Genomic DNA, 26,416 nt, shown 5'->3' on the forward strand with positions numbered 1-26,416 from the left:
GATTGGCTTTTATCTCTAGCTTCGCACAGATCATTATCCTGACAGCTAAACCTATAAAAAGAGAATAAAAATGAAAAAGTCGTGGTTTAAATTGGCGCGCAAATGTCATAAGTGGTTAGGTTACTTACTCGCACTGCAAGTGTTTGCATGGTTATTAGGTGGCTTAGTGATGAGTGCAACTCCTTTAGAATATGTCCATGGCAAACACCTTGCAAAACGTCAGCTTGAAAATCCCTTTTTGCAAGATGTATATACAAGTGATTTTAATAAATTCAAACAATATGATATCGGATTGAAAAGTATTAATTTTATACACTTCTTAGATACCCCAGTGATTGAATTGGTCGGTGAGGAAGACCGAATTTATTTGCATGGCAAAACGGGAGATAAGCTAGGCATGCCCAACAAACAGCAAATTATCAAACAGGCAAAAGCTCATTATTTAGGTGATAGTACAAAATTACGTGCGACCGCATCACTATTAAAAGAGGGGCCGAGGGAAGTTGGCTATAAAAACAATGTTTGGCGCGTAGACTTTGCTGATAACGTCAACACCACATTGTATATACAAGCTAATTCAGGCCAAGTAATTACTGTGCGAAGCACAATTTGGCGTATCTTTGATTTCTTTTGGATGCTTCACATTATGGACTATGATGAACGAGAGGATTTCAATAATCCATTATTGATAAGCTTTTCCACCATCGCAGTTTTATTTTGTTTATCAGGCATTTTATTGTTATTTCAAAATACTCCCTTTAGAAGAAAGCGCGTCGCGGTAAATTAGTTAGGTTGCTGTCATAAAGTTTTCTTATAAGTGCCGCCAATTTGTCACGGGATATTTTTAGCGTAACCTTATTACACATAAGGAAACGGCTATGGCGAAGCAATATTATTCTTGCATTTGGATTTCGGATGTTCACTTAGGTTACAAAGACTGTAAGGCGGATTTCTTACTGGATTTTTTAACCAACACTGAATGTGATGTGCTTTACTTGGTTGGCGATATTATTGATTTATGGTCGATGAAACGGCAGTTTTATTGGCAACCAAGCCATTATCAAGTGCTCGAATGTATTCGTCATAAAGCAAATTCAGGCACTCGAGTTATTTATATCCCTGGAAATCATGATGACACCTTTCGTGCTTATGTCGGTGAAGCGTTTATGAATGTCGAAGTGCATAAAAGTTTTATCCATACAGCAAAAACTGGAAAGCGCTTTTTATTGGTGCATGGCGATGATTTTGACTCAGCAACACGTTATAGCAAGTTGATTAGTATTATAGGTGATAATGCCTATGACTTTTTATTGTTTCTTAATCGCTGGCATAACCGCGTTCGTCGCTTATTTGGTAGCCATTATTGGTCGCTTGCATCATGGATTAAAAATCGTATTCATAAAGCGAAACAGGCAATAGCAGCCTTTGAAAATGCCGCAGTGCACGAAGCCAAAAAACAAGGAGTGGATGGGATTATTTGCGGTCATATTCACCAACCGGACATAAAAAAAATAGATGGTGTTTTGTATTGCAATGATGGTGACTGGATCGAGAATTGTACTGTGCTGGTGGAAGATGAAGCCGGCCGAATAGAGTTGTTACATTGGTCTGATATTCAAACCAGTTTAAAGGTGGTTGATTTAGCTCAGCCCAAAGAAGTAAAGGCAGCTTAAAATGAGGGCTTCTAAATAATTGTGAAGCCCATTCTAAAATTACGATTCTTTCTCAATAGTAAGAATAACTTCACCTACTTTGAAACCAAATTTGATAATTTCAGTGCGGTTGATTAAGCGGTTTTCATTTATTAAAAACATCCAATCATCTAAGGTTACTTCAAGTGGTTCACCTTGGTACTCAATCACTAATTGGTAGCGCCAATAAAGCGCAGAGCCCTTTGCTGTGCCCATTGCGGTACCTACCACATCATTGGCGGTGCCTTTGTAGTTTCCATTTCCTTGGTTTTCTAAGTACCAAGTACGTGTTTGTTTTTCACCGTCATCGTAAACAAACCATTCTTCTAATTTACCTTTATTACCTTGCCATGTGCCAACTAAATCAACACTGAAGCGACGGGTAAGGGCGCCACTTCTATCAAGTACAACACCATGAGCCGTGAGCTTACCATTGAAAAACTCCTCTAATTTGAGACTGGGTGTGGTGTTAGCATAATCATTGATATCAGGGCTCGAACAGGCAACTAAAAAAGTAAAAAGTGTCAGCAATAAAAGTTGCTTCATCTGGCTTCTCCAATTAGCTTTTCTCGTAATTTGGGACGAGTTGTTTTTTCTGATAACCAGATATTTAAAAATGCATTGCCAAAGTCAGGATCTTTAACTGTGCCAAGTAGTCCTTTGTCATTGAAAAAGCTGGCACTGTTATCTTTATTGCGAGTCACAATCAACATATCGTTTTTTTTAATATTTGGCCAAATCGTTGCAAGTTCATCTAACCACAATGGTATATTTTGATGAGCCACACCAATGTGTTGCCATTGATCAGCAGTCGCTTCAATCAAATCAACTTTGTCGATATCGCGATAATAAGTAATTTTTAGTGCAAGTTGTTTATCATCAAACGAGTAAGCACTTTTGCTGCCAAATAATTCGGCTTTATACAGCTCCCAAAAAAGCACTTTCATTTCACCTTCACCGTATTTAACAAGTTGGTTTGTTTGAATGGCAAATGAACTAGGAACCAGAAAAAGACAAGCTATTAGTAATCGTTTAAACATGGCTAACGTCCGGTTAGTTTTGTTTTAATTCTACGAACTTTCCTTGAAAAACGATCAGTGCAGGTAATAGTAGTGCCCAAATGAGGGCGTAGACTAAAAAGAGAGATAATAAGCTGAGTGAAGTATTAATGGCTGAAAACTTAATTGCACCAAGGTAGCTTAATGCACCGCCAATCGCACCAATTATACTGATTAGCCATAGTTTGCAGTTGCTAAGCCATTTAAGTGAATGATTAACGGAAAGTACAAACATTACCCACAAACAGAGTAGCCAAATAGGAAATTGCTGTTCTGCAAAATTGATCACATTCAATTGAAAGAGTATGTAATCAACCACACAACCGAAAAATGCAAATGGTAATAATTTTGCGTCGCTTCGCTTGGTGGGCGATAAAAGGAAATGTAGTGCTACGATTAGCGGAGTCAGCCAGCTGGCATTTGCTGTGAGTAGCGCACAGCAAAACCAAGCTAGCTGGAATAAAACAAGGTTAGTAAGCCAGAACTTCTTGGTCATCTTGATCGCGATAATGAGGCTTGCGCATAACAAGCTGGTGGGTACTAATCACACGCTCTATAAATGCCCCTTCGCAGTAACATAAATAGAAATGCCACAAGCGCTTAAATTGCTCGTCAAAACCAAACTGAGTGAGTTCAGACCAGGCGTTGTCGAATTTCATACGCCAATCGTATAGAGTTCGTGCATAGTGCAAGCCAATATCTTGCACGTTGTCGATCATCATATTGGTTTGTTCAGCAATATGCTGATTCATAACCGCATTCGAAGGCAAACAGCCACCTGGGAAAATGTATCGCTGAATAAAGTCCACGTTACTGCGGTAGTGTTCGTATCGCGCATCTAAAATTGTGATGGCTTGAATAAGCATTAAACCAGAATCTTTTAATAAGCTATTACACTTTGCAAAAAATTCCGCCATAAACTTATGACCAACAGCTTCGATCATTTCAATAGAAACGAGTTTATCGTACTTACCTTCAAGTAAACGGTAATCTTTTTTCAGCAGAGTGATTTTGTCTTCTAAACCTTCTTGCTTAACTCGCTCTACGGCATATTCGTACTGTGCATCAGAAATGGTGGTTGTGGTAACTTTACAGCCATAATTTTTCGCTGCAAAAATAGCAAGACCACCCCAACCAGTGCCAATTTCGATTAAGTGATCGTTAGGCGACAGCTTTAATTTGTCACAAATCGTTTTCAGTTTGTTCAGTTGAGCTGCGTGTAAATCGGTCGCGTCATTTGAGTAGATCGCGCTAGAGTACATCATGGTACTGTCTAAAAAGCGAGTGTATAGCTCGTTACCTAAATCATAATGAGCGAGAATGTTCTTTTTAGAGCCTGACTGGGTATTAGCATTGCCCCAGTGAAACAGGAAATTTTTAAGTTTTGTCAGCAATGATTTATTAGCTTCAACAGAATCAAGCGTTTCACCGCAACGGGCAAACACACGAATGAGCTCGGTTAGGTTTGGTGATGTCCATTTTTTTGCGATGTAAGCTTCTGCAGCAGCGATACTTCCGCCTTTAATAAAATCGACGTAAAGGCTTGGATCTAATACGATTAACTTGCCACGCAGTTCACTGTTTTCATTGCCGAGGAATGTGATTTGTCCGTTTTCTTCAATTTCAAGACCGGCATTTTCTATTTTGTTGAGTGCATTCAATACAAGTGATCGGCAGCGTGATGTGAACCACGATAAATCATTTTCTTGTGTTATATTTGCTGAGCTGGTGCTTTGCTGCTCCATAATTATCCTCTCGCCTCTGGGTGCGCAATAAATGGGATGCGTTTAGCAAACAGTTTAAGGGCTTGCCAATAAATGCCTGCTACAACCTTGAGTGTCATTGCTGGCGTGTTCAACCACGTTTTAAGCATATTTGAACGATTAAATTCACAGCGTGTTAGTGCTACAGTTGCGTCAAACACTTTTTCCTCTTTATGGTTTTCAATGTGTATCAGTACTTTTTCGTTTGGCGCTTTAACACGCCAGCAATACTGCATATCTAAATCCATAAAAGGTGAAACATGAAACGTTTTATCGGTTCGCTGTTGCTTAGTTATGTCTACTAAGTAGTAATGACGTTCTAACCATGGTGTGTTTGAAACCTCAACAAGCATGGTATTGCATTCGTCATCACTGTTGTAACAAAAGAAAAAATTAGCAGGGCTGAAGTAAATACCAAAGTTTCTACATTGCCCCATAAAGATCACTTTTGTGCCATCCCAGTTACCACCTAACTGTGTAACTTTACTGGCAATACGTTGCTTTAAGTTGCCCGGTTCACCTTTCACATAATCACTCTGAAAAAAACTTATAGGGGCAAACTTTTTTAAACTAAACAAAGTACTAGTGTCAGAAACTAAGTCTAGCTCATTTAAATCTAATGCAAGCATATACATGTTATAGCTAAAAGAATGTGGCTTGGGTGAAAAACGACGGTGCCTTACTTGGCCACGGTAAATGCCACTATTCATAGTTATAACTCACAACCGAAACGCTTGGCGACATCTAACGCACTGCGCACACCATCTTCATGAAAACCGTTGTACCAGTATGCCCCGCAAAAATGCGTGTTATTTTGACCGCAAATAGTGTCACGTTGTTGTTGGGCCGCCATGCTTTGCTTATTAAACACCGGGTGGTGATAGATAAACGAACGTAAAATTTTACTCTTTTCGATTTGATCAGTTTGATTAAGCGTGACACAGAATGTTGTATCTGTTCTAAGACCTTGCAGTATGTTCATATTGTAGGTAACCGCAGCAGGTCGGGGATTATTACTGTCTAATCGGTAGTTCCAACTAGCCCAAGCCAGTTTACGTTTTGGCAGCATGTTTATATCAGTGTGAAGCACAACTTCATTTTCACTGTAAGGAATGTTACCTAGAACGGACTTTTCTTGTTCATTTGCATCACCAAGTAACATTAAAGCTTGATCTGAATGGCATGCGAAAACTACTTCGTCAAACAGCTCTACGCTACCATCGGCAAACTCTAACGAGACGCCGTTGTCGTTTCGAGTGACTTGCTTTATATCACTGTTGAGTCGAATTTTATCCGCAAAATGGCGCGTTAAGGGTTTAACGTATTCACGAGAGCCACCTTTAATTACATGCCATTGTGGTCTGTCACTAATGTTTAATAAGCCATGGTTATAGAAAAAGCGAACAAAAAACTTGAGTTCAAAATCACGCATCTCTTGTAAGCTGGTGGACCAAATAGCCGCTCCCATAGGTAAGATATAGTGCTGACAAAAGAAATCATTAAAAGCATGGGTATCTAAAAAATCGCCCAGAGTGAGCGAAGGATCAATGTCGGTTTGATGTAACTGCTTACACAGTTTATTGAATCGGAGAATGTCTTTAATTAAAAACCAAAAACTAGGTTTTAACAGGTTAGAACGCTGTGCAAATAGGGAATTGAGGCCATGGCCATTGTACTCCATTTGACTTTGCACATTATGAACACTAAAACTCATTTCGGTGTCTTTGTATGCAACGCCAATTTGCGATAACAGCTTTAAAAAGTTTGGGTAAGTCTTGTTATTACAAACAATAAAGCCTGTGTCTATAGCGTGTTTTTCGCCATTGTACTCAATATCGACGGTAGCGGTGTGACCACCAATATAATCATTTTTCTCAAAAAGGGTGATTTCGTATTTTTTTGATAGTAAGTAAGCGCAGGTAAGTCCAGAGATACCGCTGCCAATAATGGCTATTCTTTTCATTCTTTAATCATCCTTATTGCGAGTTTGCGCCATATAAAAAAGGGTAAAAGTGCAAATGTTTTAAGCACTAAAGTAAATCTTCTTGGAAAATGAATATCATAACGTTTTTGCTTCATACCAAGATAAATAGCTTGTGCAGCTTGAACACTGGTGATGCGACTAGGCATCGGAAAATCATTTTTATCCGTTAATGGGGTTTCAACAAACCCCGGGTGAATACAACTCACACCAATATTATTGCTCGCTAAATCGATACTTAGGGTTTTAGCAAGGTAGCTAACGCCCGCTTTTGATGCGCCATAAGCTTCGGCACGCGTTAGGGGAACATAAACTGCACTTGAGCTCATTAATCCTAACTGACCACCTGAGTTTAACTGAGGCAACCAAGCTTCTAAACAATAACCTACTGAAATAAGGTTAGTATTAATTACTCTTGCAAACAAATCGCCATCAAATTGCTTGGCATTATCAATATACTCACAGGTACCTGCATTGAGAATAATGTGATCAAGTTTTACGTTTTTGTCCAATGCGCCAAAAATAGCGGCTTTGTCATTTAAGTCGAACGCGAGTGGCGTGATTTGGCTATGCTGTTGCGATAAAGCAGTCAATTTTTCTTGGTTCCTGCCACAGGCATAAACACAAAAGCCTTGTTCTGCGTAATATTTTGCTAACGACTCACCAATGCCAGAGGACGCCCCTGTGATTAGAACCGTATTCATGCTGTTGCCCGCTTTTTAACAAGGTTAATAAGTCCACCTAACACAGGAATGTGTTGATAGAGCATGTCTGCGGCATTGAAGTAGTCGCGATGGAGTATCACTTTATTATCTTGATATTCAAGAAAGCTGTTACCTTCAAATGACACTTCTTTGCCTGATTTTATTTTGCTATGGGAAAAATACATGGTCCAGTAAAGGCTTACAGCATTGTCTTGTTGTAGCACTCTCGTTACTTCAAATCGGCCTGCATCTAAATTCTCATAGAGGTTAGAAAAATATTTGGTAAGCGCAGATAAACCTTCAATTCGATGAAGCGGATCAATAAATACAACATCTTGATGATAGATATCCTCAAGTAAATCTAAGTTGGACTTGTCCAACTTATTATACATAGCTAAAAAATCATCAATATGTTGCGTGTTACTCATCTCGGTTTAACTCTTTTTGGTAATAATCAAGCGCCTGAAGGCGCGCTTCTTTTAGATCGACAATTTGTGGCCAGTAAGAGTTATCACCAAATGAGTCTAAGTATGTTTGTGGCTGGTGAATATATTTTACTGGTACATTTTCAAGTTCAGGTAAGAATTTACGGATAAAACTGCCGTCAGGATCAAACTTCTCACTTTGAGTTAAAGGATTGAAAATTCGGAAGTAAGGTTGTGCATCACAACCTGTACCAGCAGCCCATTGCCAGCCACCACTATTTGCAGCCAGATCTCCATCAATCAAGTGCTGCATAAAATAGGCTTCACCCAAGCGCCAATCTACTAATAAATGCTTGGTTAGAAAACTTGCTACTATCATGCGCAAGCGGTTGTGCATCCAACCCGTTTGCTTAAGTTGACGCATCGCAGCATCGATAATTGGAAATCCTGTTTTCGCCTCACACCAAGCGGTAAATTTAGCTTGGTCATTTGGCCAGTTAAAGCCTTCAAACTTGCTTTGAAAGTCGTGTAATTTGTTTAATTCAGGAAATGACAGCAACAAGTTGCGATAAAACTCTCGCCAAATCAGTTCGTTTAGCCAAGTAAAAATAGGGGCTTTAATGTCTTCTAAAATGTATGGGTAGTGAGAAAGTAAATCGTAAACCAACCTCTTAGGGCTAATTGCGCCAATAGTTAGGTATGGTGAGATACCGCTGGTGCCTTTAATTGCTGGCACATCCCGATCGCGGGCGTAGTCGATAACTTTATCATTTAGAAAGCGAGGTAATACGTGTTGCATAAATTCATGCGCGAGAGGCCATTTACTTGAGTCTTGCTTTTCATACTTGAGCGAAAACTGGCTCTGCTTTGTTAACTCGTTTGAAGGCACCGTGATAGCAGCAAGATAACGTTGTTCAAAACCATGCTGCTTGAGTACATTTATCCACGCTTTTTTGAAGGGCGTAAAAACTTTAAACATTTCATTTTGTTTATTGAGCACTGAACCATAAGGCAAAATGGTGTCAGCATCGTAAAGCGTGAAGTTAACTTGTTGTGCAATTTTGTTGTCACGTATTTTTTCGCGTAACTCTGGCTCGCTATTAGCCACCACGGATGTGATGTTATTTTCTTGACAAAACTCTGATAATTGGGAGATTTGCTGATCAAACGTATCGCACTCAATAAAGCTCACTTTAATTCCGAGTTTGGTAAGTTGATCGCTAAACCAATTTAAGTGTCGTTCAATAAAATCGATTTGAATGCCGGAGTGATTGTGTTCTCGCCAGGTATCGTATGCGGTAATAAACACCGCATGCTGACAATTTTGTTGAAGTGCATAAAATAAAGCGGGATTGTCGTCTAAACGAAAATCCCGTCGAATCCAATAAACTGTACTCATTTAAAGTCCGTATCTGAGCCTTAAATCTTTCGGATAAGGGTCTAAGTAAGCTTGATTAGCTAAGTATTCGTTAGGGTAGTTTTGTAAATGGTGGTTGATTAACGTTAACGGCACCATTAATGGCACTAAACCATCGTGATAGGCGATGATATTTTCGCTTAGCTCTTGCTTGTTTTGTTTAGTTAAGTGCTTTTTAAAATAGCCCTGCAAGTGTTGTAAGGTATTTGTATGGTTTTTACGTGAAGCTGGCTTTTTGAGTGCTTGCATTAGCATCGATATATATTGTTCAGCTAACTCTTCAATCGGTAAATCATGCTTTTCACCAAGTAAGTTACCAAGTGCTTTGTAAGCAGCCACATTATGGCTCATTACTAGATATTTTTGCTGGCTGTGAAAAGTGGTTAGTTTGTGTTTTGAAAGCCCTGAAGCAACCAAGTTTTGCCACTTTTTGTAAGTAAACACGCGCAATACGAAGTTTTCGCGAAGGTGAGGGTCATTTAAGCGACCATTTTCTTCACATGGTAAATTGGGGTTAAGCGCCATTACTTGCTTAGCAAACAATCCAACACCATCGTGCTCACACCCTTTACCGTGGTCGTAATAAACTTTAACACGTTCCATGCCACAACTTGGACTGCCTTTCATGAATACAAAGCCACTTAAATTAGCCATTTTACTCGCTGCTTTCGTAGCGTAATCATTCATTTTGTCAGTGACGTCCATAGAGCCATCAGGGCGAGAGACATGGATCATGTCTTCGCGTTTTATTTGTCTAATGGTAGGTCGTGGTATCGGCAGTCCAACAGCGACTTCAGGGCAGAATTTTTGGTACTCAACAAATTTGCCAAGCTGATTTACGCAAAAGTCAGACTTTTTATGGCTTTTATCAAAGCGAACCTGATCGCCAGTTAAGCAGGCGCTTATACCTAGAACAATTTTATCCTTATCTGCAGTCATGCTCCCTCCTAGTAAATAAATTTACCAATAGGATTAAGTAATTTGCTCAATCCTTGCGTGAAGTGCAAAGAGTCACTTGAAACGGTTAAACACAAGCAACCATGTTCAGTTATTGGGTTGTGAGTATGTTTACCATCCAACCAAATAAAGTCACCTTTAGTGTACTCGCCCATTTCGTCTTTAAAACTACCATCTAATAATAGTGTAATTTCAAAGCCATTGTGAGTATGTTCTGGTACTGAGCCGTCAGCGTCAATATGGAGTAAACTTGTGTGCAAATTAGCATCATCGAGTGCTACTCGCGAACGAGAAAGCTTTCCAAGGCTGGCCCAACTACTTAAGTCCAAATTGCGCAGTACCTGCGGTAAGTAATAGTTATCTTGGTTTAGTGTAACTTCTAGCGGCTCTGCAACCGAAATCTCGTCGATACCATCATCGAGCGTGATATCATCAATCATGCTGGCAAAATCAACTTCCAAAAGGTCAGTTTGTTCGAAATCTTCTTCATGTGTGTAAGTAAATGCCTCTTTAGCAACTTTTGTTGTAAGTGCTTCAACTTGTTGCTGGCAATGAGGGCATAACTCGATATGTGCAGCAATAATCACGGAAATTGCTGCTGGTAATTCACCTGCACAATAGGTCTTGAGCAGTGAAAGTTGTGGGTGATGCTTAATCATTGTCTGCTCCTATGTGCTGTCTCAATTTAGTCAATGCTAAACGCAAGCGCGATTTAACGGTGCCAAGTGGTATATTTAAATTTTTCGCAAGCTGTTCTTGGGATAAGTCTTGAAAGTAGACTCCCTGTACGATTTGTTTTTGATTGTCAGGCAAACGATTCAAATAACGAGCAATTTGTTTGTCCATCAAGTGATCAGCAAATACATGTTCGTCTGAATTTTGCGCTTCTGCGAGAGGCCAAATATCATCACTTAATGTGTCTTCATGATTAGCTTGAATCTTTCTTAACATATCAAAACTAATATTACGCATCACCGTGTAAACCCATGTAGTGGCAGCACCTTTCTCTGAGTTGTAGAGATGCGCTTTACGCCATACATTGGTCATTGTTTCTTGAAGCAACTCAGATGCCATCGCCGGGTTGTTGAATTGCTTACGACCAAACCCCATTATCTTGGGTGAAAACCACTTGAAGAGGTTTGCAAATGCCCGTTTATCACGCTTATCAGCTATATCAATAAGCCAGCTTGATAACGTTTTACTGTCTATTTCTTTCCCATCTAAACTTGCATTATGCTTCATTGAAGATCGGTTACTGTTCGTTGTTGTTGATATCATCATAGCGCTCTGACAATAAAATCCTAGTAGCCATTACGATAGGTTGATAAAAAGCGATCATTTTATTGACCTAAAATAATCACTTTTAAAAAATCCTCAGCATTTGCGAAGCTATCTTCTTTAGTGAATAACTGTTTTTTCTCAAACGACAGTGGCAATATTTCTAAAAAGCGAGCACATACCCAGTTAATATCATCAAATTTAGGCTCTGGGTAAAGAGCAGCTTGGTCTGGGTATTCTTCGTAAACATGCATTAGTTTTTCGGCAAGCAAGGTGTGATGAGGCAACAAGTCTTGCGGTGGCCAATGAGGTATTTCAGTGCAATCAGCAAATCGAAGTTGATCATCGTCCATAGTTACATTTTCTATACTAACTAAGCTTTTCGCCTTGATATCAATGTTTAACAACTCGCCTTCCTGACTGAAATTTATAATGTCTACCCAGGCTCCCCAGGCTGGTACATTTAATTCAGCGTTGTGATCAAATACGCATAACACAAAACCATTCTGCTGGCAGGCAATTGACACCATTTTAAGATAGCGCGGCTCAAAAATACGCAGCCGTGTTACACCATCAGGTAGCAAAAAGATTGGTAATGGAAATACTGGTAAATTCATAAGTAGCTTATTTTGAACAACATAATATCCTTATACGTATTGATGCTAAAAAAGATCCATCCATTAGGAGATACACTTTGTCTTGGTTGTTTTTGTTGTTAGCAAGTTTCGCATGGGTACTCTTTGATATTTGCCGAAAGCGGTTAGTTGAAACGCATCATCCTTTGTTTGTTGGCCTAATATTTAGTCTTATGACCTTGCCAATTTACTTAACGTATTGGTTTGTTTCTGACGCACAATTTCCTAAAGAAAGCAGTTATTTCGGTTTAGCGAGTATCAGCGGCGTATTGGCTGCAATCGGTGCCGTGTCGTTTATTGCGGCGCTTGGTCGTGGGCGCTTCTCTTTGCTAGTACCTGTTTTGTCGCTTACGCCGTTAGTTGCAGCGATTATTAATGCATTGCTTTTTTCGGTAGTACTTTCTTGGTTAGCATATTTATTAATTGCTGTCTGTGTTTTTGCTACCTTCCAATTGCTTGGTAATGGCTTTAGGGTAACGGAGCCTGGTGCAGGCTTGATGTTGTTAACTACATTAAGTTGGGGGGCGTGTATTTGTATCGATCAATATGCTTTGCAGTTTACGCATGTTAGTTTTCATGCACTTTGGGTTAATATTGTGATGGTATGCATATTATCAATAGCACTTTTATTTAACCGTACCGCTGTTGAATTTCCTAAAGTATATAATCGCTTCTGGCTGTTTGGGTTAATAGGCTTTTCAGCTGCGGTTTTGCTGCAATTTAATGCTTTAAGATTTCTAGATGCGAGTACTGTTGAGGCAGTAAAACGCGCGATCAGCATTTTATCTGCAATGCTCATTGGTCGTATTATTTTCGGAGAACATTTGGCACGACACCATTATTTTTTTGGGGTGGTTATCATTTTATCTGTGCTGGCATTTAGTCAATTAAATTAATAACTTAAAATTATTGTAAAAATTTAATTAGTTTTTTTGAACTTTGTGTTGTTCCCTCAGTCTATAAAAGTACAAGAACTCGTTTCTTGTAGATATTTCCCTGACGCATTAGTTGTTAATAATGCACTTTCGGCTCCCACCTTGGTGAGCCTTTTTTATGCGTTGATTTCCTCGTTGGAGCATCACTTTCAAACTTCATTTCGCAAACAAATTTTTAAAATTCTAGGCAAAATTCTTTTTTATTTCCTATATTTGAAAATACTTAATAAAGCGTAAATGAGCTCTATGGATAGCGTCAAAAAACATCCAGAAATAAAGTGTTTCGTTACAGTTGCAACCATTGTTGCGCAATTAGAAGTCATTCTCACTGAAGCTAAAAGTCTCTCGTTAACTTCAAAGAATGCTCGCGTAGTTGCGATCCGTGCAGGTGAAGCTGCATTAGGCTTTAAATCAATCACTAATTTTATTAACGAATTCTCAAGCCGCACGATTCAAACAACAGAACATATTAATTTACACGCAGGTCAATTGTTTAAACTCGCCTTAAATCATTTACGTGCGAGTCAACTAGAGCAACATTTAGCTAAGAGTTTAAGTTTATGCGACCACGCTCAAAGCAGGGCGCTTTATGTTAAAGCTGCGAGTGATGTTAAAGACGTGATGGTGTCGTTAAAGCATGAACTGCAAAATTTGCAGTGGCAATTTGAAGAGATTGAACAACAAATGCGTGCTGCCGAATATATTGCAGTAACCTCACGTGTTGAAGCGTCTCAAGCCGGTGAGTTTTGTGCAAGCTTAGAGTCCGTCTCAGACTATATAAGCTCCGCTGCTATGCGAATTAAAGGCGCAATTGAAACGAATCTCAATACACTCGATGAGTTAGAAAGGGTATTTAAATGAAATCGACCGATTTGTATCAGGGTAAGCATCATAAGTGGCTCGTTTTTGGCCGAGATCAGGGGAAATCAGAGAAGATTATCGATACCAATCAATATATGATTGTCACCAGTCAGCAAACAATGTTGTTAGACCCAGGAGGAATCGAGCTATTTTCGGCAATGTTAGCAGGTATTTTAAGCCATACAGAGCTTGAAAAAGTCACCACATTATTTGCATCACACCAAGATCCAGACATTATTTCTTCTCTTGGTTTGTGGGATAAAACCATACCAAATGCCAAATTGTATGCTCCTTGGCTCTGGGAGGGATTTATTCGTCACTTCGGTATGGATAACATTGAGTACAAAGCTATTCCCGATGAAGGGCAAGAGTTACGTTTGGACTCTGTGACCTTTCGCTTTATTCCAGCCCATTTCTTACACTCGTCTGGCAATTTTCATGTCTACGATCCTGAAGCCAAGATCTTAATGAGTGGTGATATTGGTGCGGCATTAGAAGAGCCTGATGCCCCTATGTTTGTCGAAGATTTTGCAAGCCATGCGGATAAAATGCGATATTTTCATCAACGTTGGATGCCCTCTAATAGCGCAAAGAAAAACTGGATTGCGCGAGTTCGCGAACTTGATATTGAAATGATGGCTCCTCAACATGGTCGCATTTTTAAAGGTGAGGCTGTACAAGAGTTTCTTGAGTGGTTTGACAACTTAGAAGTTGGTATAGTCAACTCGTAACAGAGTTTGAAAGGAAAAGAGATGTTACGGAAACTCGTATGCAATTTAATGCTTTTAACACCTATTATGGTTGTTGCATCAGAGCAAGGTAAACAACAAGCCTTATATGATTTTGACCATAAAATTCATTATCGCCAAACTCAGCTTGCAACTAATAAATATAAGTTGTCCATTCGTGAAGGTACTTACCAAGAATTTGCTAAGCAATCTGTCTTTTTATTGCGCCACAGTGCCGTGCTTTGTAAAAGTGATGCGTTTAATTTAAGGGTTATATCGGGTGTGCAAGAATTTGAGAAGTTTCCAACGGAGCCTAGAGCAAACCCAGGCCCCTTAGTTGCGGAACTAACGTGTAGTGTTTAATCCTTATAACCCCATGGCGCTGCTGGTGGTGTAATGGGGTTTGTTAAATCAAAATCGACTCTAAACTCTCGTCCTTCTCTTACTAAACGATACGTGTATCTTTCAGGATAGATAAAAATCTGCCAAGTGTTACCGTTAGACTGCGGGATCCCTTGTTTAATGAACAGCTCTTTAGAATACTGATCTGCTGGAAAAGACTGGGCATGTTGCCAACCTGCATCAACCGTATGGCCGCCATACATGGTAGAGACATCATACTCGCCATTTTTCATTCTATGGTCATGTTTTAAACTTAAACCAGAACCTGTCTTGGTGATGATCCACGTGCGAGACGCATCTTCGCCCACATGAAATGGAATTTGTAATTCAGTATCACTGCATTTGCGCACATGCATTACCAATTTTTTGCCACTAAATGCCCCATTATCTTGGTTATCAACGGTAACCTTACCTTGATATGCTTTTCCGCAATGTGCTTTGAGGTGATTAAAAAATGCATCATGGCTTGCAATGCTCACTTTAGGTGCGGGTTTAACGACATCTGGCCCAAGATTTTGTGAACTACTTGCAGCATTAACTGCAAGAGGAAATATCGTTGCCATTAATGCTGAGGCAAAAACTGTGGTTTTCATAGTAAAACTCCATATAACGATTTGAAGGCTTGGGGATGTGTAACTGTATTCGCTCATCAAGTTTGTCAGATGAGGATTAAAGCAATCCAGAATCGATATTTATTGTTGTAATTCACAAGCAGCATATCACTCATTACTCAAATATTCAGTGCCTTGCGATTGAAACTGGATGAAAGCGAATACAATGTTGTTATTGAGATTGAAGATGCCACTTTAACATTGTTGCATATGCGACATATCTTGCTGAGAGTAAAGTATTTTTTCTAAATCGTGTTGTTTTGTATCTTTTTTGGGTATTAAATAGGTGCTGCTAGGAAAAACTTAATAATTTCCTAAAGTTATTGGGCCAATTGTCGAAAACATACATGCGTTAGAACAATAAATCGTCTAATCAGGTCTTATACAATTCCCCCACCGTCAAAGAAGTAAAGAGGTATAAATGTTTCAAGCCATAAAAATCAAAACTAAGTTGCAACTCTTAATCGGGGTCGCAGTGGTTTCAATGGCTGCTCTCACGTTATTAAATGTTTACATTGCAGGGAAGAAGCAAGTATTAGTGGATGCTACAGAAGATTTAATTGCTACTGAGCGGGCTGTTGCAGATACATTGCGTATTGAGGTTAAGTTTTTAGAAAAACCAGCACCTGAGTTCCGACAAGAATTGGTCGATCGTGTCGATGAGGCCAAAATTGCACTCAATAAATTACAACAAAAATTAGCTAGCTTTGATGTTAATTCTAATGCGCTTAATGATACGCAACGAAATTTAACTGCTTTACAGCAAGATTTCGTAAAGTTAGATGAATTATATAAAGAGTATGGATATAACCAAAACGCAGGCTTACGAAAAGAGTTGCGAGGCGCGGTCCACAAGTTAGAGGAGCAAGCAAAGCAAATCAATCGCCTTGATGTGAGCGTGATGGTATTGCAGCTTCGCCGCAGTGAGAAAGACTTTATTATGCGTGGTGATAAAAAATATATTGCGCGTATCAATAAAACAGTTGATGAACTGGAAAAACTCTTATTTGCAAGTAATGAAAGAGGGTTAGTAACGTTACTAAAACAGTATCAAAATGCATTTTTGAAAGCATCAGAACGTTACTTAGCGATCGGCTTTAATCAATCTACCGGCTTAAAGAACGATGTTTCTGAAACCGAAGATAAATTGAAGCAAACATTACAATTGCTTGGCGAAGAACTAACAGCCATTCAAGAAGAAGTGTATTCAGATGCTAAAGCACAACAAATTGCATCAAGTCTAATTTTGGCATTTGCACTAGTAGGCTTCTTATTTACGATTATTCGTTCAATAACGACTTCCATTGATAGTGTTATTACAGATATTGACCGTATTGCACACTCAGGCGATCTCTCTATTAAAGTGCGAAAGCATGGTCAAGACGAGTTGGCAATGTTAGCTGATAGTGTAAATGGGCTAATGGGGAAATTCTTATCTGTACTGCAAACGATTCAACATTCTGTTGAAATTGTTAATACTGAATCGACACGTGTTGCTCAAGTTGTTGAATCAAGTGGTCAGCAATTAATGAAGCAAAAATCAGAAGTAGAAACAGTTGCTAGCGCCGTTACAGAGATGGGCGCAGTAGCACATGATATTGCGATTAATGCTGAGACAACCTCTAATCGTGTTGATACCGTTTCGCAAAATGCGACTACAGGTCAAGGTCAAATTGAAGCCACTGTTGAGCAGATGACAGTACTCAGTAATCAGCTGGTGGATTCAGCTGAACAGGTGAACTTATTACGCGAAAAGAGTAATGCAATTAATGCTGTTATGGAGGTAATCCGCGGTATTGCTGAGCAAACTAACTTATTGGCATTAAATGCGGCGATTGAAGCTGCTCGTGCAGGTGAACAAGGGCGAGGTTTTGCGGTAGTAGCTGATGAAGTGCGTTCACTTGCAGTCAAAACACAAGAATCAACTCAAGAAATTACTCAGATTATTACTGATCTACAGTCTAGCACTGCGAATATTGTAGAGAGTATTGAGCTGTGTAAATCTCAAGGGTTACAAACAGCAGAGCAAACCGATAAAGCTGGGCAAGCATTTGCTGAAATCATTGCCGATATTCAAGAGATTTCTGAAATGACATCAACGATAGCTGTTGCCGTTGAGCAACAATCGACCGTGGCTCAAGAGATCAATCAAAATATCGTACAAATCAGTGATTATGCAGATGAGTTAGCTGATAGTTCTGTTGCCAATGCTGAAGCATCACACCAGGTATCGCACCAAGCCGACGAACTTGATAACGCGATTAAGTGGTTTAAAATTTAATTACAAACAACCCCTTGAAACTAAAAAGCGAAGTTATTGTATAGCTTCGCTTTTTTTATTGCTATTTAAGCAAAATTGGTTAACTTTAGAACAGCGAGTGTAAATAATAAGGAAACACACATGGCAAGTTATACCAAACATCAAGCCGGCACATTTTGTTGGACAGAGTTATGCTCACAAGACTGGGCATCTGCTAAGGCATTTTATACTTCATTGTTTGATTGGACCTTTGACGATCAGCCAATCGGGGAAGATTTGTTTTATACCATGCTGCAGTTAAACGGTAAGGATATCGGTGCCATGTATCAAATGGAAAAAGAACGCATTGATAATAAAGTACCCAGCCACTGGTTAAACTACATTGCTGTTGACAGTGTTGATGAAACATTAGCAAAGGCAATACAAGCTGGTGCTGAAGTGATTGCAGGTCCTCATGATGTAATGGATGCAGGCCGCATGGCTATGTTCTTCGAGCCAAATGGCGCAATGTTTGCGATATGGCAAGGAAACAAGCATTGTGGCTCGCTAATTAAAAATGAACCGCGCAGCGTTTGCTGGAACGAACTTGCTTCTAAAGATGCTGCGGCCAGTCGCGAGTTTTATTCATCTGTTTTTGGTTGGCAGTACAAGATTGAAGATATGGATGGCATGCCTTACACCATTTTTACTGTTGGTGATGAGCAAGTTGCGGGCATGCTTGAAATGAATGAGGAGTGGGGCGATATGCCGGCTCACTGGATGACGTATTTCCAAGTTGATAACTGCGATGCGACTTTAGCACAAGTTACTGAACTTGGCGGCACCGTGTGCGTACCTGCAACTGATATTCCGAATGTCGGTCGTTTTAGTGTGATTACCGATCCCCAAGGGGGCTTTTTCTCGGTAATTGAGGTATAGCTCAGTTACAAAAATACGAAAGCTTGTATTTAATCAAAAAGATACCATTTCTATAGGGTATCTTTTTTATTGGGAAATAGATTTATGTCAAAACACGTTGTGGTGACAGGGGCTAATAGAGGAATTGGACTTGCCTTTGTAAAACAGTATATTTCTGAAGGTTTTAAAGTAACGGCTGTCGTTCGAAACGCCAGTGATGAGCTTATCGCAAGTGGTGCAAACGTGATTAGTGGTATTGATGTTGTTAATGCTGACGATATTACCACCTTAAAGAAAGCCTTAGCAGGTCAGCAGGTCGATATTTTAATTAATAACGCCGGTGTGTTTAAAAATGAAAGCCTTGCTGATATGGACTTTGCAAGTATTGAAGAGCAAATCAATGTTAATGCCATTGCCCCGATTCGCGTCACACATGCGCTGCAAGATAATTTAATTGCTGGCAGTAAAGTAGCAATGATTACAAGTCGAATGGGATCCATAGAAGATAATGGCTCCGGTGCATATATTGGCTATCGTATGTCGAAAGCGGCACTTAATGCAGCCAGTAAAAGTATCGCAATTGAACTTGCTGCGCGCGATATTAGCTTAGCAATTTTGCATCCGGGCTTTGTCCAAACGGCCATGGTAGGCTTTGCTGGTGATATCTCGCCAGAAGTGGCGGCTAGTCGCTTAATTGAACGCATTTATGAACTTAACCTCAGTAATACCGGCACATTTTGGCACTCGAATGGTGAGGTTTTACCTTGGTAGAGGTTAATTAATCTGTTACAGCGCTAGGCAAATCAAGTAGTAGCGCAAAACTATACAACATGGTTTGCTCAGCCTCATTTATTTCATTATCCCAGTTTGCTGTAAATTCAATTGCTTGCAAAAATGCATTGCGATTTTTAACAGGCAAACTAATCAAGGCCGCTAACATTTGATGTGCAGATTGGCTATCAAATTGTGTAATAGGCAGAGCAGTGAGCCCTTTCATATTGAATTGTTGGCAAGTAGCGACAAAAGCATGTTGTTGATCTTGAATGTCATTGTGACCAATTATTGCGACTAAGCTGACAAAATAACGCCAAGCTTGGATTAACTGCTTGGTATTACGTGTTTTTAACAGCAATTTATTTTTGGCGCGAGTGGTTTGCATTAAGATGATTTCTAAATAAAGCCAAACTAACAGCTGATGATTAAGTGGCAGATTTATTTGTTTGTTATCTACCATTAATATTATTTGCCAACACAAATTAGCGAGTTCGTCTTTTTGCTTTCTTGGTAAGCAATCAATGCTGGGTGCTGCAAGTTCAATCAGTTCAAACCGCTGTTTATTGCATAGCTTAGCTAGTTCAGCCTCAGCAATATCGAGGGTAAAGGCATCGACATATTGAGACGAAAGTAAATTGTTCAGTTGGTTGCTACGTAGTTCAAAATCATCACTGAGTAAAAGCATCGGTATTAGCGTAAAACATGAGTATGGGTCATGCACCAATTGCGATAATTTGGCTGATAAATGGTCAGTATTTGCACGTACAGACGGTTTTATAATAGGTATCGTATTTTCGCTGAAATATTCGCGTGTTGCTGTGAGTTGCATCGCTTGGTAATTGGCAACATTTGTGCGTTCTTTAAAACCATCTGTAGGGGCTTTAAAACTAGGTTGAAGCTTTTGAATTCGTTTAATAATTGGTGGGTGTGTTGAAAAAGAGCTGACCCATGGCGTTCTTGTTTGATTAAAAAACAAATGACTATATTGGTGATAATGTGCGTTTCGGTGCGGTAAACGTAATCCAGCAGCCACTTTTAGTGCATTAGCGAGCGCTTCAGGGTTACGATTAAATTGACAGGCATTAGCGTCAGCTAAGTATTCACGCCTACGGCAGATTGCCGCTTTAATAAAATCTGCGAGCAAAGTGCCAATATAGCCATAGCTAATCAATATGATAGCCGCAACCAGTTCAAACCCCGAAGAATTGTTTCTTCCACGCCTAGATGTTGCGGCGTGTTGTAAAATCCATTCTCCCAGTAAGCCAATAAAGCTAATTGCAAATGTTGCGGCAACTAAGCGGTTATTTAATTTTATGTCGCCATTCACTATATGGCTAAATTCATGGGCAACTACAGCTTGAAGTTCATCTCGGGTGAGTTTCTCAAGTGCGCCACGTGTAACCGAAATAACCGCGTTATGGTTGGTATGTCCTGCGGCAAAGGCATTCACTTGGCTTTGATGCAATTGAATATAAACGCTAGGCACCGTTGTGCGAGCCGCAATTGCCATCTCTTCTACAACGTTAAGCAGTTGCTTCTCCAGTGGATGAAAGGTGTTGGGTTGTACCCGTGTGGCACCTAATTGCTTGGCAATTTGTCCACCACCAACGCGTAGCTGCCGGTATTTATAAATACCTGTAATTGCAATTAAACTAAATGTAATAACAGCTGAAGGGAGATGCCACTGATAGGGGTTTTGTTCACGGAATACATCCCAACCGCGATATAAAATAAGATTAAGATTGCTTGCAATACGGGCATCAAAAATAAGGCCAAAAAACCATTGAGCGATAACAACTATTAAGGCCACTGCAAGGCAGAAAAGGCATACCAATAATGCACTGGCACGCCTATTTTCAGCTTGTTGCTGAAAGAAGTTTTTCATCAGTTAAAGTTGTACGCTTGGTGCTTGACGATACTCTGATTGTGCTAGTTCTAACATGCTGGCGTCATCTTTATGGCCAAATTTTGCTGCCACGATATTGTTTGGAAAGCTTTGCTTGTAAGTGTTGTATTGCATCACTTCATCATTGTAAGCCTGGCGAGCAAAAGCAATTTTATTCTCTGTAGAAACAAGCTCTTCATGCAAGTTTTTCACTGTCTCATTGGCTTTCAATTCAGGGTAGTCCTCAATTGTTACCTGTAGCCCCGAAAGGGCCTGCGTTAACATATTTTCAGCCCCAGCTAACTTTTTAATAAGAGAGCCGTTACTGGGTGCTTGCTTTGCTTGTTCTAAACAACTAAGTGCGGCATTTCGGGCTTCAGTTACTTGCTTAAGGGTTGCATGTTCATGGTCAAGATACGCTTTGCAAGTGTTTACTAGGTTGGGGATCAAGTCATGACGACGGTGTAACTGCACATCAATTTGTGCAAATGCGTTTACAACAAAATTTCTGTATTTCACTAAAGTATTAAAAATAACAATAATGAAAACAGCAGCAATCGCGAGTATAAGTAGAAAAATACCGAGCGTTGTGAAGAAGTTATCAATTACACTGGTCATAAACCTTCCTTGAGAAGTGTCTCTAAATTGTCACACAATGGCGAAAATCGCCAAAAAATTCAACTATTTTGCTATTATAGCGAGAAATACCTTATTAATTTTGAGAGTCTCAATGGAACACGATAACTTAGCAACGGAAAGTGTAGATATTCCCGTATTTTTTCTAGCTCCTGATGCACCTATTTCTGAAGATGCTGAACCGGCATTTTTTGTTTCAATGGCCTTAACAGAAATGGTGATGGCTGAGATGTGCCAGAAGATTAATGATGAGGAAACACACACTGTTTTTCTGAGTGATTACGCTTTGCTTGATGTGAATGCCACATGGCAAGCAGTGGTTGAGCAAGTAGAGTCAGCACAATTACACTTAAAAAAGGGACCACAATTGGCTGTGATGGTGTGTACTCAAACTGGTGAACAGTTTATATCACCGTGGCTTGAGTTTGCGCCAGAATTCGATTTAGGCCTTGATGACGAGGATGTTGAATAAATGAGAAAGTTCGTTGTTTTATTGCTAATTTTAGTGGTGTCAGGTTGTACTGTTATGGCGGTTAATAACTGGCAGCAGAAATATGGTTCGCCTGAAGTGAAACAACGAATTGTCGATAGTCAAACAGACCAAGGTCAGTTTTATCATGATGCTGTTAAGCCCGTATTAGAAAGTCGCTGTGTTGTTTGTCATGGCTGCTATGATGCGCCGTGTCAGTTAAAATTAACCTCACCTGCGGGCATCGATCGAGGAGTTAGCAAACAAGTTGTTTACGATGGTACTCGCTTGGTTGCAGCCACTCCGCATCGCTTATTTGTTGATGCACAATCAACCTCACAATGGCGTGATCTTGGCTTTTCGCCAGTATTAAATGAATACCCCGAATCGCCAACAAATAACTTGGCTGCCAGTGTGCTTTACAACAGTTTGTTAGTTAAGAAGTCTAACCCATTACCACAGGTGGCCAAGCTTGGCAGCGAGTATGACTTTTCGTTAGACCGTTCGGCTAATTGTGCGAGCATCGAAAATTATCGAGATACTGTAGCAAAACAGCCTAATTTAGGCATGCCTTATGGCTTTCCAGCCATTAGTGACGACGAATTTAACGTATTACAGCACTGGCTAATGCAAGGTGCGAAAATGGCAAGCTTAGCACCTGTTGATGAATATACTCACCAGCAGGTAAAAAAGTGGGAAGCGTTTTTAAATCAAGACTCAGCTAAACATCAATTGATGTCGCGCTATATTTATGAGCATTGGTTTTTAACCAATATCTATTTTACAAACGCAAATGACGTCACTTACTACAAACTTGTTCGCTCAAAAACACCACCGGGCGAGCCTATAGAGGTGATAGCAACCCGCCGACCGTTTGATGACCCGAAAGTAGAGCGCGTTTATTACCGCTTAACACGTAATCAAGCCAGTATTTTAGCTAAAAATCATATTCCGTTGGCACTTAATAACAAAGAGTTGGCTAGGCTGCATCAGTTATTCCTAGAAACAAACTATGAGGTTGCTCAATTGCCGAGTTATCAAGTGGAGGTAGCCTCAAATCCATTCAAGAGCTTTGCTCAAATACCAACTGAAGTGAAATACCAATTTTTATTGGACCATGCACAAACAATCATTATGGGTTTTATTAAAGGCCCTGTTTGCCGAGGGCAAGTAGCGTTAAATGTGATTAATGATCACTTTTGGGTCGCCTTTGTTGAGCCTAAGCGTGTTGGTAATGCCAATATGGATGAGTTCTTTCATCAAATGGATGACTATTTAGCCATGCCTGCACAAGAACAAAGCAATGCGTTACCCATTAGCAGTTGGCTGAAGTATTCACGCTTGCAAGCAAAATTCTTGGAACAGAAAAATGCGAAAATGAATACATCATTTGCTGATGGCAAAGGGCTTGATATGTCGCTTGTTTGGCAAGGAGAAGGGCATAATGATAATGCCGCACTAACTATTTTTAGGCATTTTGATAGTGCGACTGTTGTCAAAGGCTTTGTTGGGCAAGCGCCAAAAACCATGTGGGTACTTGACTACAGTTTATTCGAACGTATCCACTATTTGCTCGTCGCTGGTTTTGATGTTTATGGTAATGTTGGCCATCAGCTTATAACGCGATTGTATATGGACTTTTTACGTATGGAAGGCGAGCAAAACTTTTTGGCATTTTTACCACCTGAAGAACGTAAAAAGTTAAACGCACATTGGTATCGCGAGGCACCAAAAAGCCTAGTTGAGTACTTAAAATCGAATGAGCAATTTAACCAACCTTCAGGCGTTGAGTTTAGCTCGGATGATTTACAAGGGGAGCTTTATAGCAAAATAAAGCAGCATTTGGCGGCTGTCTTAAATACCCGCTATGAGCTCGACAATGACGGCGTGAGCCAAGCTCTTGAACAATTGAATCGGCTTCCTAATACGGCGGTAGAACAACTCGCGCAAGTATCGTTTATTCTTGTTAAAGATGGCGACAAACACACAAGCTATAGTTTGCTGCATCATAATGCACACCTTAATATTTCAAGCTTACTGAATGAAGGCGCACAGCGTGCACCAAAGGAAGATACAGCCAGTTTAGTTAATGGGTTTATCGGTGATTACCCAGCCGTGCTGTTCTATTTAGAGAAAGAGCAAGTGGATGAATTTGTCGGCAAACTGCAAGCCGTTAACTCAGAGAAAAGTTATATAGCGCTTAAAAATCAGTTTGCGATTAGGCGAACTCACCCAGAATTTTGGCGATATAGCGACATTTTGCATAAAACTGCTAAACAAGCATTAACAGTTGAATATGGAATCTTTGATTACAATCGTTTTGAGAACAAATAGTTAATGATTTTGAGGGATATTATCTTTGTGAAACTGATGTAAACAGTTTGCTAATACTTGATTTGTCCCTAAATAATTTGGCAAAATCTGATAATTCGTTCTAGTTGAGAATAACAATGAAAATTTTACTAGCGATATGCATTCTTGTATTACCGTTTTTTGCAAAAGCCGATAAAGTTCAACGTAAATGTTATAGCTCTGATGGTACTGTTAAGTTCACAACGCGTCGCTGTGCGCCGGGTGAGCGAGAAGAAATTATTAACAGTGGTCAATCATTAATACAATTTGCTCAAAAAGCGAGTAACAACGTGACTGGCCTAAATAGTGGTTTTGATAATTCTGATCTCACTTACTTTTTAAAGCAAAATTACTCTCAAACTGCGTGGAGTGAAAATATTATTCGCAGCTACTTAGAACCAAAAGAGGCTGTAGTCGTTGTTGATACGTTTCGTATTTATAAACTTGAAGAAATTTGCCAAGCCACAATGAATTGGATTGACCAATATCCGCATTCACGTTTTGATTTATCTTCTATGCGATTAGAGTTCAATACCGGTGAAACGTTTGCTGCGCGCTATGTGAAAAAGTCGCAGTGTGATTTTGAGTTAAGGCAATAATTCACGCTTTTTGATACACTAGACCCAGTTTAATTTTAGAGAAAAAAAATGTCTGCGAATGTGAATAAAATCTGCACGATGCTTGAAATGCAAAATGCAATGAATACCAAAGTGCATGCTGAATGGTTTAACCAAGGTTTTGAATGGTACCGTGCTATTTGGGTTGAATGCGCTGAAATGCTTGATCATTACGGTTGGAAGTGGTGGAAAAAACAAACGCCAGATACAGAGCAGGTTATTCTTGAGCTAGTCGATATTTTTCACTTTGGTTTATCACTTCGCATCGATGGTACAACAAGCTACCAAGAGATTGCTGAGCAACTTACCAGTGAACTTGAACAGCCAACGCAAGCTGAAGACTTCAAGCAAACTCTAGAGTTATTAGCTGCAAGTGCAGTGGCAAATAAAACATTTGATGCAGCGGCATTCGCTGGTTGTATGGCGCAAATCGGTATGGATATTGATGATTTATACCGTGGATATGTGGGTAAAAATACGCTGAACTTTTTCCGTCAGGACCATGGCTATAAAGATGGTAGCTATATTAAGGTATGGCATGGACAAGAAGATAACGAGCACTTAGTTGAAGTAGTTAAGTCACTTGATATTAACCAAGCGAACTTTGCTGACTTAGTGTATCAAGGTTTAAAAGAACGTTATCCAGCTTAATTACTTTGCAAGATAAGAAGGTCGCAGATTGCGACCTTTTTTGTTTGTTCAGTGTGAGTGTGAAGTGATGTATTCGGCTATTTTAGTCGCTTCGCCTTTACTCATAGTTTTAAAGACAGGCATTTTAGTATTACTCTCACCTTGTTTCATTTTATGAACAAGTTGCCACTCTTCTAACCCAGTTCCTATATTGGCAGGAATACCTTTTAAGAAATTTCCTTTGCCACTTTGTCGATGGCATCCAGCGCAGTGATATTCGTAGAGTGCTTGGCCAGACTTTATTGAAGGGTGGTCATGAGCATCATCATTGCAAGCGGTCACTATCAGAAATAAGAATATCATTACACCGATTTTAAACACTTTGTCACCTTAGGTAGCTGATAAGTCATTAAGTTGTTTTAGGCAAAAGCACATTACTTATTCAAAGTA

At 39.7% G+C, this 26,416-nt stretch carries 30 protein-coding genes; 13 read left to right on the forward strand and 17 right to left on the reverse strand.

Translation table 11 applies throughout. The annotated features are described in order from the left end of the window. Window positions 1-70: 70 nt before the first annotated feature. A complete protein-coding gene (locus tag OM33_RS04035) occupies window positions 71-787 on the forward strand; it encodes a membrane protein (RefSeq protein ID WP_038639045.1) in 717 nt (238 codons plus the stop codon). Window positions 788-878: 91 nt separating this feature from the next. Continuing rightward, entirely contained in the window at window positions 879-1,673 is a 795-nt protein-coding gene (locus OM33_RS04040; protein WP_038639048.1) for a UDP-2,3-diacylglucosamine diphosphatase, read from the forward strand. Between the two features lie 39 nt (window positions 1,674-1,712). Here OM33_RS04040 and OM33_RS04045 read toward each other — a convergent pair whose 3' ends face one another. The 13 genes from OM33_RS04045 to OM33_RS04105 form a co-directional block, all read right to left on the reverse strand. Then, window positions 1,713-2,237 carry a DUF3833 domain-containing protein gene (locus OM33_RS04045; protein ID WP_038639051.1) on the reverse strand — a complete coding sequence of 175 codons (525 nt, stop codon included), beginning with the start codon at window positions 2,235-2,237 and terminating at the stop codon, window positions 1,713-1,715. Next, complete coding sequence (locus OM33_RS04050) at window positions 2,234-2,731, reverse strand: chalcone isomerase family protein (RefSeq protein ID WP_038639054.1); 498 nt, start codon at window positions 2,729-2,731, stop codon at window positions 2,234-2,236. Before OM33_RS04050 ends, OM33_RS04045 begins: the two co-directional genes overlap by 4 nt. A gap of 13 nt (window positions 2,732-2,744) precedes the next feature. Next, window positions 2,745-3,245: a DUF2878 domain-containing protein gene (locus OM33_RS04055; protein WP_038639056.1), complete on the reverse strand. Its 501-nt coding sequence runs from the start codon at window positions 3,243-3,245 to the stop codon at window positions 2,745-2,747. After that, window positions 3,220-4,494: an SAM-dependent methyltransferase gene (locus OM33_RS04060; protein WP_038639059.1), complete on the reverse strand. Its 1,275-nt coding sequence runs from the start codon at window positions 4,492-4,494 to the stop codon at window positions 3,220-3,222. Before OM33_RS04060 ends, OM33_RS04055 begins: the two co-directional genes overlap by 26 nt. A 2-nt stretch (window positions 4,495-4,496) precedes the next feature. Further along, the gene (locus OM33_RS04065) at window positions 4,497-5,222 is read right to left on the reverse strand and encodes a DUF1365 domain-containing protein (protein WP_199922499.1); all 726 of its coding nucleotides are present in this window, start codon (window positions 5,220-5,222) and stop codon (window positions 4,497-4,499) included. A 2-nt stretch (window positions 5,223-5,224) separates the two neighbouring features. Further along, window positions 5,225-6,475: an NAD(P)/FAD-dependent oxidoreductase gene (locus OM33_RS04070; protein WP_038639064.1), complete on the reverse strand. Its 1,251-nt coding sequence runs from the start codon at window positions 6,473-6,475 to the stop codon at window positions 5,225-5,227. Then, window positions 6,472-7,197 carry an SDR family NAD(P)-dependent oxidoreductase gene (locus OM33_RS04075; protein WP_038639067.1) on the reverse strand — a complete coding sequence of 242 codons (726 nt, stop codon included), beginning with the start codon at window positions 7,195-7,197 and terminating at the stop codon, window positions 6,472-6,474. The genes OM33_RS04070 and OM33_RS04075 overlap by 4 nt, the downstream gene beginning before the upstream one ends. Next, window positions 7,194-7,625: a nuclear transport factor 2 family protein gene (locus OM33_RS04080; protein ID WP_038639069.1), complete on the reverse strand. Its 432-nt coding sequence runs from the start codon at window positions 7,623-7,625 to the stop codon at window positions 7,194-7,196. The genes OM33_RS04075 and OM33_RS04080 overlap by 4 nt, the downstream gene beginning before the upstream one ends. Next, entirely contained in the window at window positions 7,618-9,021 is a 1,404-nt protein-coding gene (locus tag OM33_RS04085) for a cryptochrome/photolyase family protein (RefSeq protein ID WP_038639072.1), read from the reverse strand. The genes OM33_RS04080 and OM33_RS04085 overlap by 8 nt, the downstream gene beginning before the upstream one ends. Then, entirely contained in the window at window positions 9,022-9,978 is a 957-nt protein-coding gene (locus tag OM33_RS04090; protein WP_038639074.1) for a YbgA family protein, read from the reverse strand. An 8-nt stretch (window positions 9,979-9,986) separates the two neighbouring features. Beyond that, on the reverse strand, window positions 9,987-10,655 hold the full coding sequence (locus tag OM33_RS04095) for a ChrR family anti-sigma-E factor (RefSeq protein ID WP_038639076.1): 669 nt from the start codon (window positions 10,653-10,655) through the stop codon (window positions 9,987-9,989). Next, entirely contained in the window at window positions 10,648-11,238 is a 591-nt protein-coding gene (locus OM33_RS04100) for a sigma-70 family RNA polymerase sigma factor (protein WP_052140888.1), read from the reverse strand. Before OM33_RS04100 ends, OM33_RS04095 begins: the two co-directional genes overlap by 8 nt. A gap of 98 nt (window positions 11,239-11,336) precedes the next feature. Next, window positions 11,337-11,891 carry an LON peptidase substrate-binding domain-containing protein gene (locus tag OM33_RS04105; protein ID WP_038639082.1) on the reverse strand — a complete coding sequence of 185 codons (555 nt, stop codon included), beginning with the start codon at window positions 11,889-11,891 and terminating at the stop codon, window positions 11,337-11,339. 77 nt (window positions 11,892-11,968) lie between these two features. Here OM33_RS04105 and OM33_RS04110 point away from each other — a divergent pair, with 77 nt between their 5' ends. From OM33_RS04110 to OM33_RS04125, 4 genes are all read left to right on the forward strand, one after another. Continuing rightward, on the forward strand, window positions 11,969-12,805 hold the full coding sequence (locus tag OM33_RS04110; protein ID WP_038639085.1) for a DMT family transporter: 837 nt from the start codon (window positions 11,969-11,971) through the stop codon (window positions 12,803-12,805). Window positions 12,806-13,090: 285 nt separating this feature from the next. Then, complete coding sequence (locus OM33_RS04115; protein ID WP_038639087.1) at window positions 13,091-13,705, forward strand: hypothetical protein; 615 nt, start codon at window positions 13,091-13,093, stop codon at window positions 13,703-13,705. After that, window positions 13,702-14,436: an oxygen-binding di-iron domain-containing protein gene (locus tag OM33_RS04120; protein ID WP_038639090.1), complete on the forward strand. Its 735-nt coding sequence runs from the start codon at window positions 13,702-13,704 to the stop codon at window positions 14,434-14,436. Before OM33_RS04115 ends, OM33_RS04120 begins: the two co-directional genes overlap by 4 nt. 21 nt (window positions 14,437-14,457) lie before the next feature. Next, window positions 14,458-14,796, forward strand: coding sequence for a hypothetical protein (locus OM33_RS04125; RefSeq protein WP_038639093.1), 339 nt, complete (start codon window positions 14,458-14,460; stop codon window positions 14,794-14,796). On the opposite strand, the gene OM33_RS04130 is transcribed toward OM33_RS04125, so the two are convergent. Next, on the reverse strand, window positions 14,793-15,428 hold the full coding sequence (locus OM33_RS04130) for a hypothetical protein (RefSeq protein WP_038639096.1): 636 nt from the start codon (window positions 15,426-15,428) through the stop codon (window positions 14,793-14,795). The two genes, OM33_RS04125 and OM33_RS04130, sit on opposite strands and share 4 nt — an antisense overlap. A 439-nt stretch (window positions 15,429-15,867) precedes the next feature. Between OM33_RS04130 and OM33_RS04135 the strand changes: the two genes are divergently transcribed. From OM33_RS04135 to OM33_RS04145, 3 genes are all read left to right on the forward strand, one after another. Continuing rightward, window positions 15,868-17,727 carry a methyl-accepting chemotaxis protein gene (locus OM33_RS04135; protein WP_038639099.1) on the forward strand — a complete coding sequence of 620 codons (1,860 nt, stop codon included), beginning with the start codon at window positions 15,868-15,870 and terminating at the stop codon, window positions 17,725-17,727. A gap of 120 nt (window positions 17,728-17,847) precedes the next feature. Beyond that, entirely contained in the window at window positions 17,848-18,624 is a 777-nt protein-coding gene (locus tag OM33_RS04140) for a VOC family protein (RefSeq protein ID WP_038639102.1), read from the forward strand. 84 nt (window positions 18,625-18,708) lie between these two features. Continuing rightward, complete coding sequence (locus OM33_RS04145; protein ID WP_038639104.1) at window positions 18,709-19,374, forward strand: SDR family oxidoreductase; 666 nt, start codon at window positions 18,709-18,711, stop codon at window positions 19,372-19,374. Between the two features lie 7 nt (window positions 19,375-19,381). On the opposite strand, the gene OM33_RS21970 is transcribed toward OM33_RS04145, so the two are convergent. Together OM33_RS21970 and OM33_RS04155 are read right to left on the reverse strand one after the other, a co-directional pair. Then, window positions 19,382-21,262: a M48 family metallopeptidase gene (locus OM33_RS21970; RefSeq protein ID WP_052140889.1), complete on the reverse strand. Its 1,881-nt coding sequence runs from the start codon at window positions 21,260-21,262 to the stop codon at window positions 19,382-19,384. Between the two features lie 3 nt (window positions 21,263-21,265). After that, window positions 21,266-21,880, reverse strand: coding sequence for a LemA family protein (locus OM33_RS04155; RefSeq protein ID WP_052140890.1), 615 nt, complete (start codon window positions 21,878-21,880; stop codon window positions 21,266-21,268). 112 nt (window positions 21,881-21,992) lie between these two features. On the opposite strand from OM33_RS04155, the gene OM33_RS04160 reads away from it, so the two are divergent. From OM33_RS04160 to OM33_RS04175, 4 genes are all read left to right on the forward strand, one after another. Then, window positions 21,993-22,370, forward strand: a complete 378-nt coding sequence (locus OM33_RS04160) for a hypothetical protein (protein WP_038639105.1) — start codon at window positions 21,993-21,995, stop codon at window positions 22,368-22,370. Next, window positions 22,371-24,701, forward strand: a complete 2,331-nt coding sequence (locus OM33_RS04165; RefSeq protein WP_038639108.1) for a fatty acid cis/trans isomerase — start codon at window positions 22,371-22,373, stop codon at window positions 24,699-24,701. A 116-nt stretch (window positions 24,702-24,817) separates the two neighbouring features. Continuing rightward, on the forward strand, window positions 24,818-25,318 hold the full coding sequence (locus OM33_RS04170) for a hypothetical protein (RefSeq protein WP_038639110.1): 501 nt from the start codon (window positions 24,818-24,820) through the stop codon (window positions 25,316-25,318). 48 nt (window positions 25,319-25,366) lie between these two features. Beyond that, on the forward strand, window positions 25,367-25,987 hold the full coding sequence (locus tag OM33_RS04175) for a dUTP diphosphatase (RefSeq protein ID WP_038639113.1): 621 nt from the start codon (window positions 25,367-25,369) through the stop codon (window positions 25,985-25,987). A gap of 48 nt (window positions 25,988-26,035) precedes the next feature. Here OM33_RS04175 and OM33_RS04180 read toward each other — a convergent pair whose 3' ends face one another. Then, complete coding sequence (locus tag OM33_RS04180) at window positions 26,036-26,347, reverse strand: c-type cytochrome (protein WP_038639116.1); 312 nt, start codon at window positions 26,345-26,347, stop codon at window positions 26,036-26,038. Window positions 26,348-26,416: the final 69 nt, after the last annotated feature.

It is taken from the genome of Pseudoalteromonas piratica (assembly GCF_000788395.1).
Taxonomy (GTDB): domain Bacteria; phylum Pseudomonadota; class Gammaproteobacteria; order Enterobacterales; family Alteromonadaceae; genus Pseudoalteromonas; species Pseudoalteromonas piratica.

Excerpts from the sequence above, each read along its gene's own strand:
- OM33_RS04035 (WP_038639045.1), top strand. The coding sequence starts at position 71 with ATGAAAAAGTCGTGGTTTAAATTGGCGCGCAAATGTCATAAGTGGTTA.
- OM33_RS04040 (WP_038639048.1), top strand. The coding sequence starts at position 879 with ATGGCGAAGCAATATTATTCTTGCATTTGGATTTCGGATGTTCACTTA.
- OM33_RS04045 (WP_038639051.1), bottom strand. The coding sequence starts at position 2,237 with ATGAAGCAACTTTTATTGCTGACACTTTTTACTTTTTTAGTTGCCTGT.
- OM33_RS04050 (WP_038639054.1), bottom strand. The coding sequence starts at position 2,731 with ATGTTTAAACGATTACTAATAGCTTGTCTTTTTCTGGTTCCTAGTTCA.
- OM33_RS04055 (WP_038639056.1), bottom strand. The coding sequence starts at position 3,245 with ATGACCAAGAAGTTCTGGCTTACTAACCTTGTTTTATTCCAGCTAGCT.
- OM33_RS04060 (WP_038639059.1), bottom strand. The coding sequence starts at position 4,494 with ATGGAGCAGCAAAGCACCAGCTCAGCAAATATAACACAAGAAAATGAT.
- OM33_RS04065 (WP_199922499.1), bottom strand. The coding sequence starts at position 5,222 with ATGAATAGTGGCATTTACCGTGGCCAAGTAAGGCACCGTCGTTTTTCA.
- OM33_RS04070 (WP_038639064.1), bottom strand. The coding sequence starts at position 6,475 with ATGAAAAGAATAGCCATTATTGGCAGCGGTATCTCTGGACTTACCTGC.
- OM33_RS04075 (WP_038639067.1), bottom strand. The coding sequence starts at position 7,197 with ATGAATACGGTTCTAATCACAGGGGCGTCCTCTGGCATTGGTGAGTCG.
- OM33_RS04080 (WP_038639069.1), bottom strand. The coding sequence starts at position 7,625 with ATGAGTAACACGCAACATATTGATGATTTTTTAGCTATGTATAATAAG.
- OM33_RS04085 (WP_038639072.1), bottom strand. The coding sequence starts at position 9,021 with ATGAGTACAGTTTATTGGATTCGACGGGATTTTCGTTTAGACGACAAT.
- OM33_RS04090 (WP_038639074.1), bottom strand. The coding sequence starts at position 9,978 with ATGACTGCAGATAAGGATAAAATTGTTCTAGGTATAAGCGCCTGCTTA.
- OM33_RS04095 (WP_038639076.1), bottom strand. The coding sequence starts at position 10,655 with ATGATTAAGCATCACCCACAACTTTCACTGCTCAAGACCTATTGTGCA.
- OM33_RS04100 (WP_052140888.1), bottom strand. The coding sequence starts at position 11,238 with ATGAAGCATAATGCAAGTTTAGATGGGAAAGAAATAGACAGTAAAACG.
- OM33_RS04105 (WP_038639082.1), bottom strand. The coding sequence starts at position 11,891 with ATGAATTTACCAGTATTTCCATTACCAATCTTTTTGCTACCTGATGGT.
- OM33_RS04115 (WP_038639087.1), top strand. The coding sequence starts at position 13,091 with ATGGATAGCGTCAAAAAACATCCAGAAATAAAGTGTTTCGTTACAGTT.
- OM33_RS04120 (WP_038639090.1), top strand. The coding sequence starts at position 13,702 with ATGAAATCGACCGATTTGTATCAGGGTAAGCATCATAAGTGGCTCGTT.
- OM33_RS04125 (WP_038639093.1), top strand. The coding sequence starts at position 14,458 with ATGTTACGGAAACTCGTATGCAATTTAATGCTTTTAACACCTATTATG.
- OM33_RS04130 (WP_038639096.1), bottom strand. The coding sequence starts at position 15,428 with ATGAAAACCACAGTTTTTGCCTCAGCATTAATGGCAACGATATTTCCT.
- OM33_RS04135 (WP_038639099.1), top strand. The coding sequence starts at position 15,868 with ATGTTTCAAGCCATAAAAATCAAAACTAAGTTGCAACTCTTAATCGGG.
- OM33_RS04140 (WP_038639102.1), top strand. The coding sequence starts at position 17,848 with ATGGCAAGTTATACCAAACATCAAGCCGGCACATTTTGTTGGACAGAG.
- OM33_RS04145 (WP_038639104.1), top strand. The coding sequence starts at position 18,709 with ATGTCAAAACACGTTGTGGTGACAGGGGCTAATAGAGGAATTGGACTT.
- OM33_RS21970 (WP_052140889.1), bottom strand. The coding sequence starts at position 21,262 with ATGAAAAACTTCTTTCAGCAACAAGCTGAAAATAGGCGTGCCAGTGCA.
- OM33_RS04155 (WP_052140890.1), bottom strand. The coding sequence starts at position 21,880 with ATGACCAGTGTAATTGATAACTTCTTCACAACGCTCGGTATTTTTCTA.
- OM33_RS04160 (WP_038639105.1), top strand. The coding sequence starts at position 21,993 with ATGGAACACGATAACTTAGCAACGGAAAGTGTAGATATTCCCGTATTT.
- OM33_RS04165 (WP_038639108.1), top strand. The coding sequence starts at position 22,371 with ATGAGAAAGTTCGTTGTTTTATTGCTAATTTTAGTGGTGTCAGGTTGT.
- OM33_RS04170 (WP_038639110.1), top strand. The coding sequence starts at position 24,818 with ATGAAAATTTTACTAGCGATATGCATTCTTGTATTACCGTTTTTTGCA.
- OM33_RS04175 (WP_038639113.1), top strand. The coding sequence starts at position 25,367 with ATGTCTGCGAATGTGAATAAAATCTGCACGATGCTTGAAATGCAAAAT.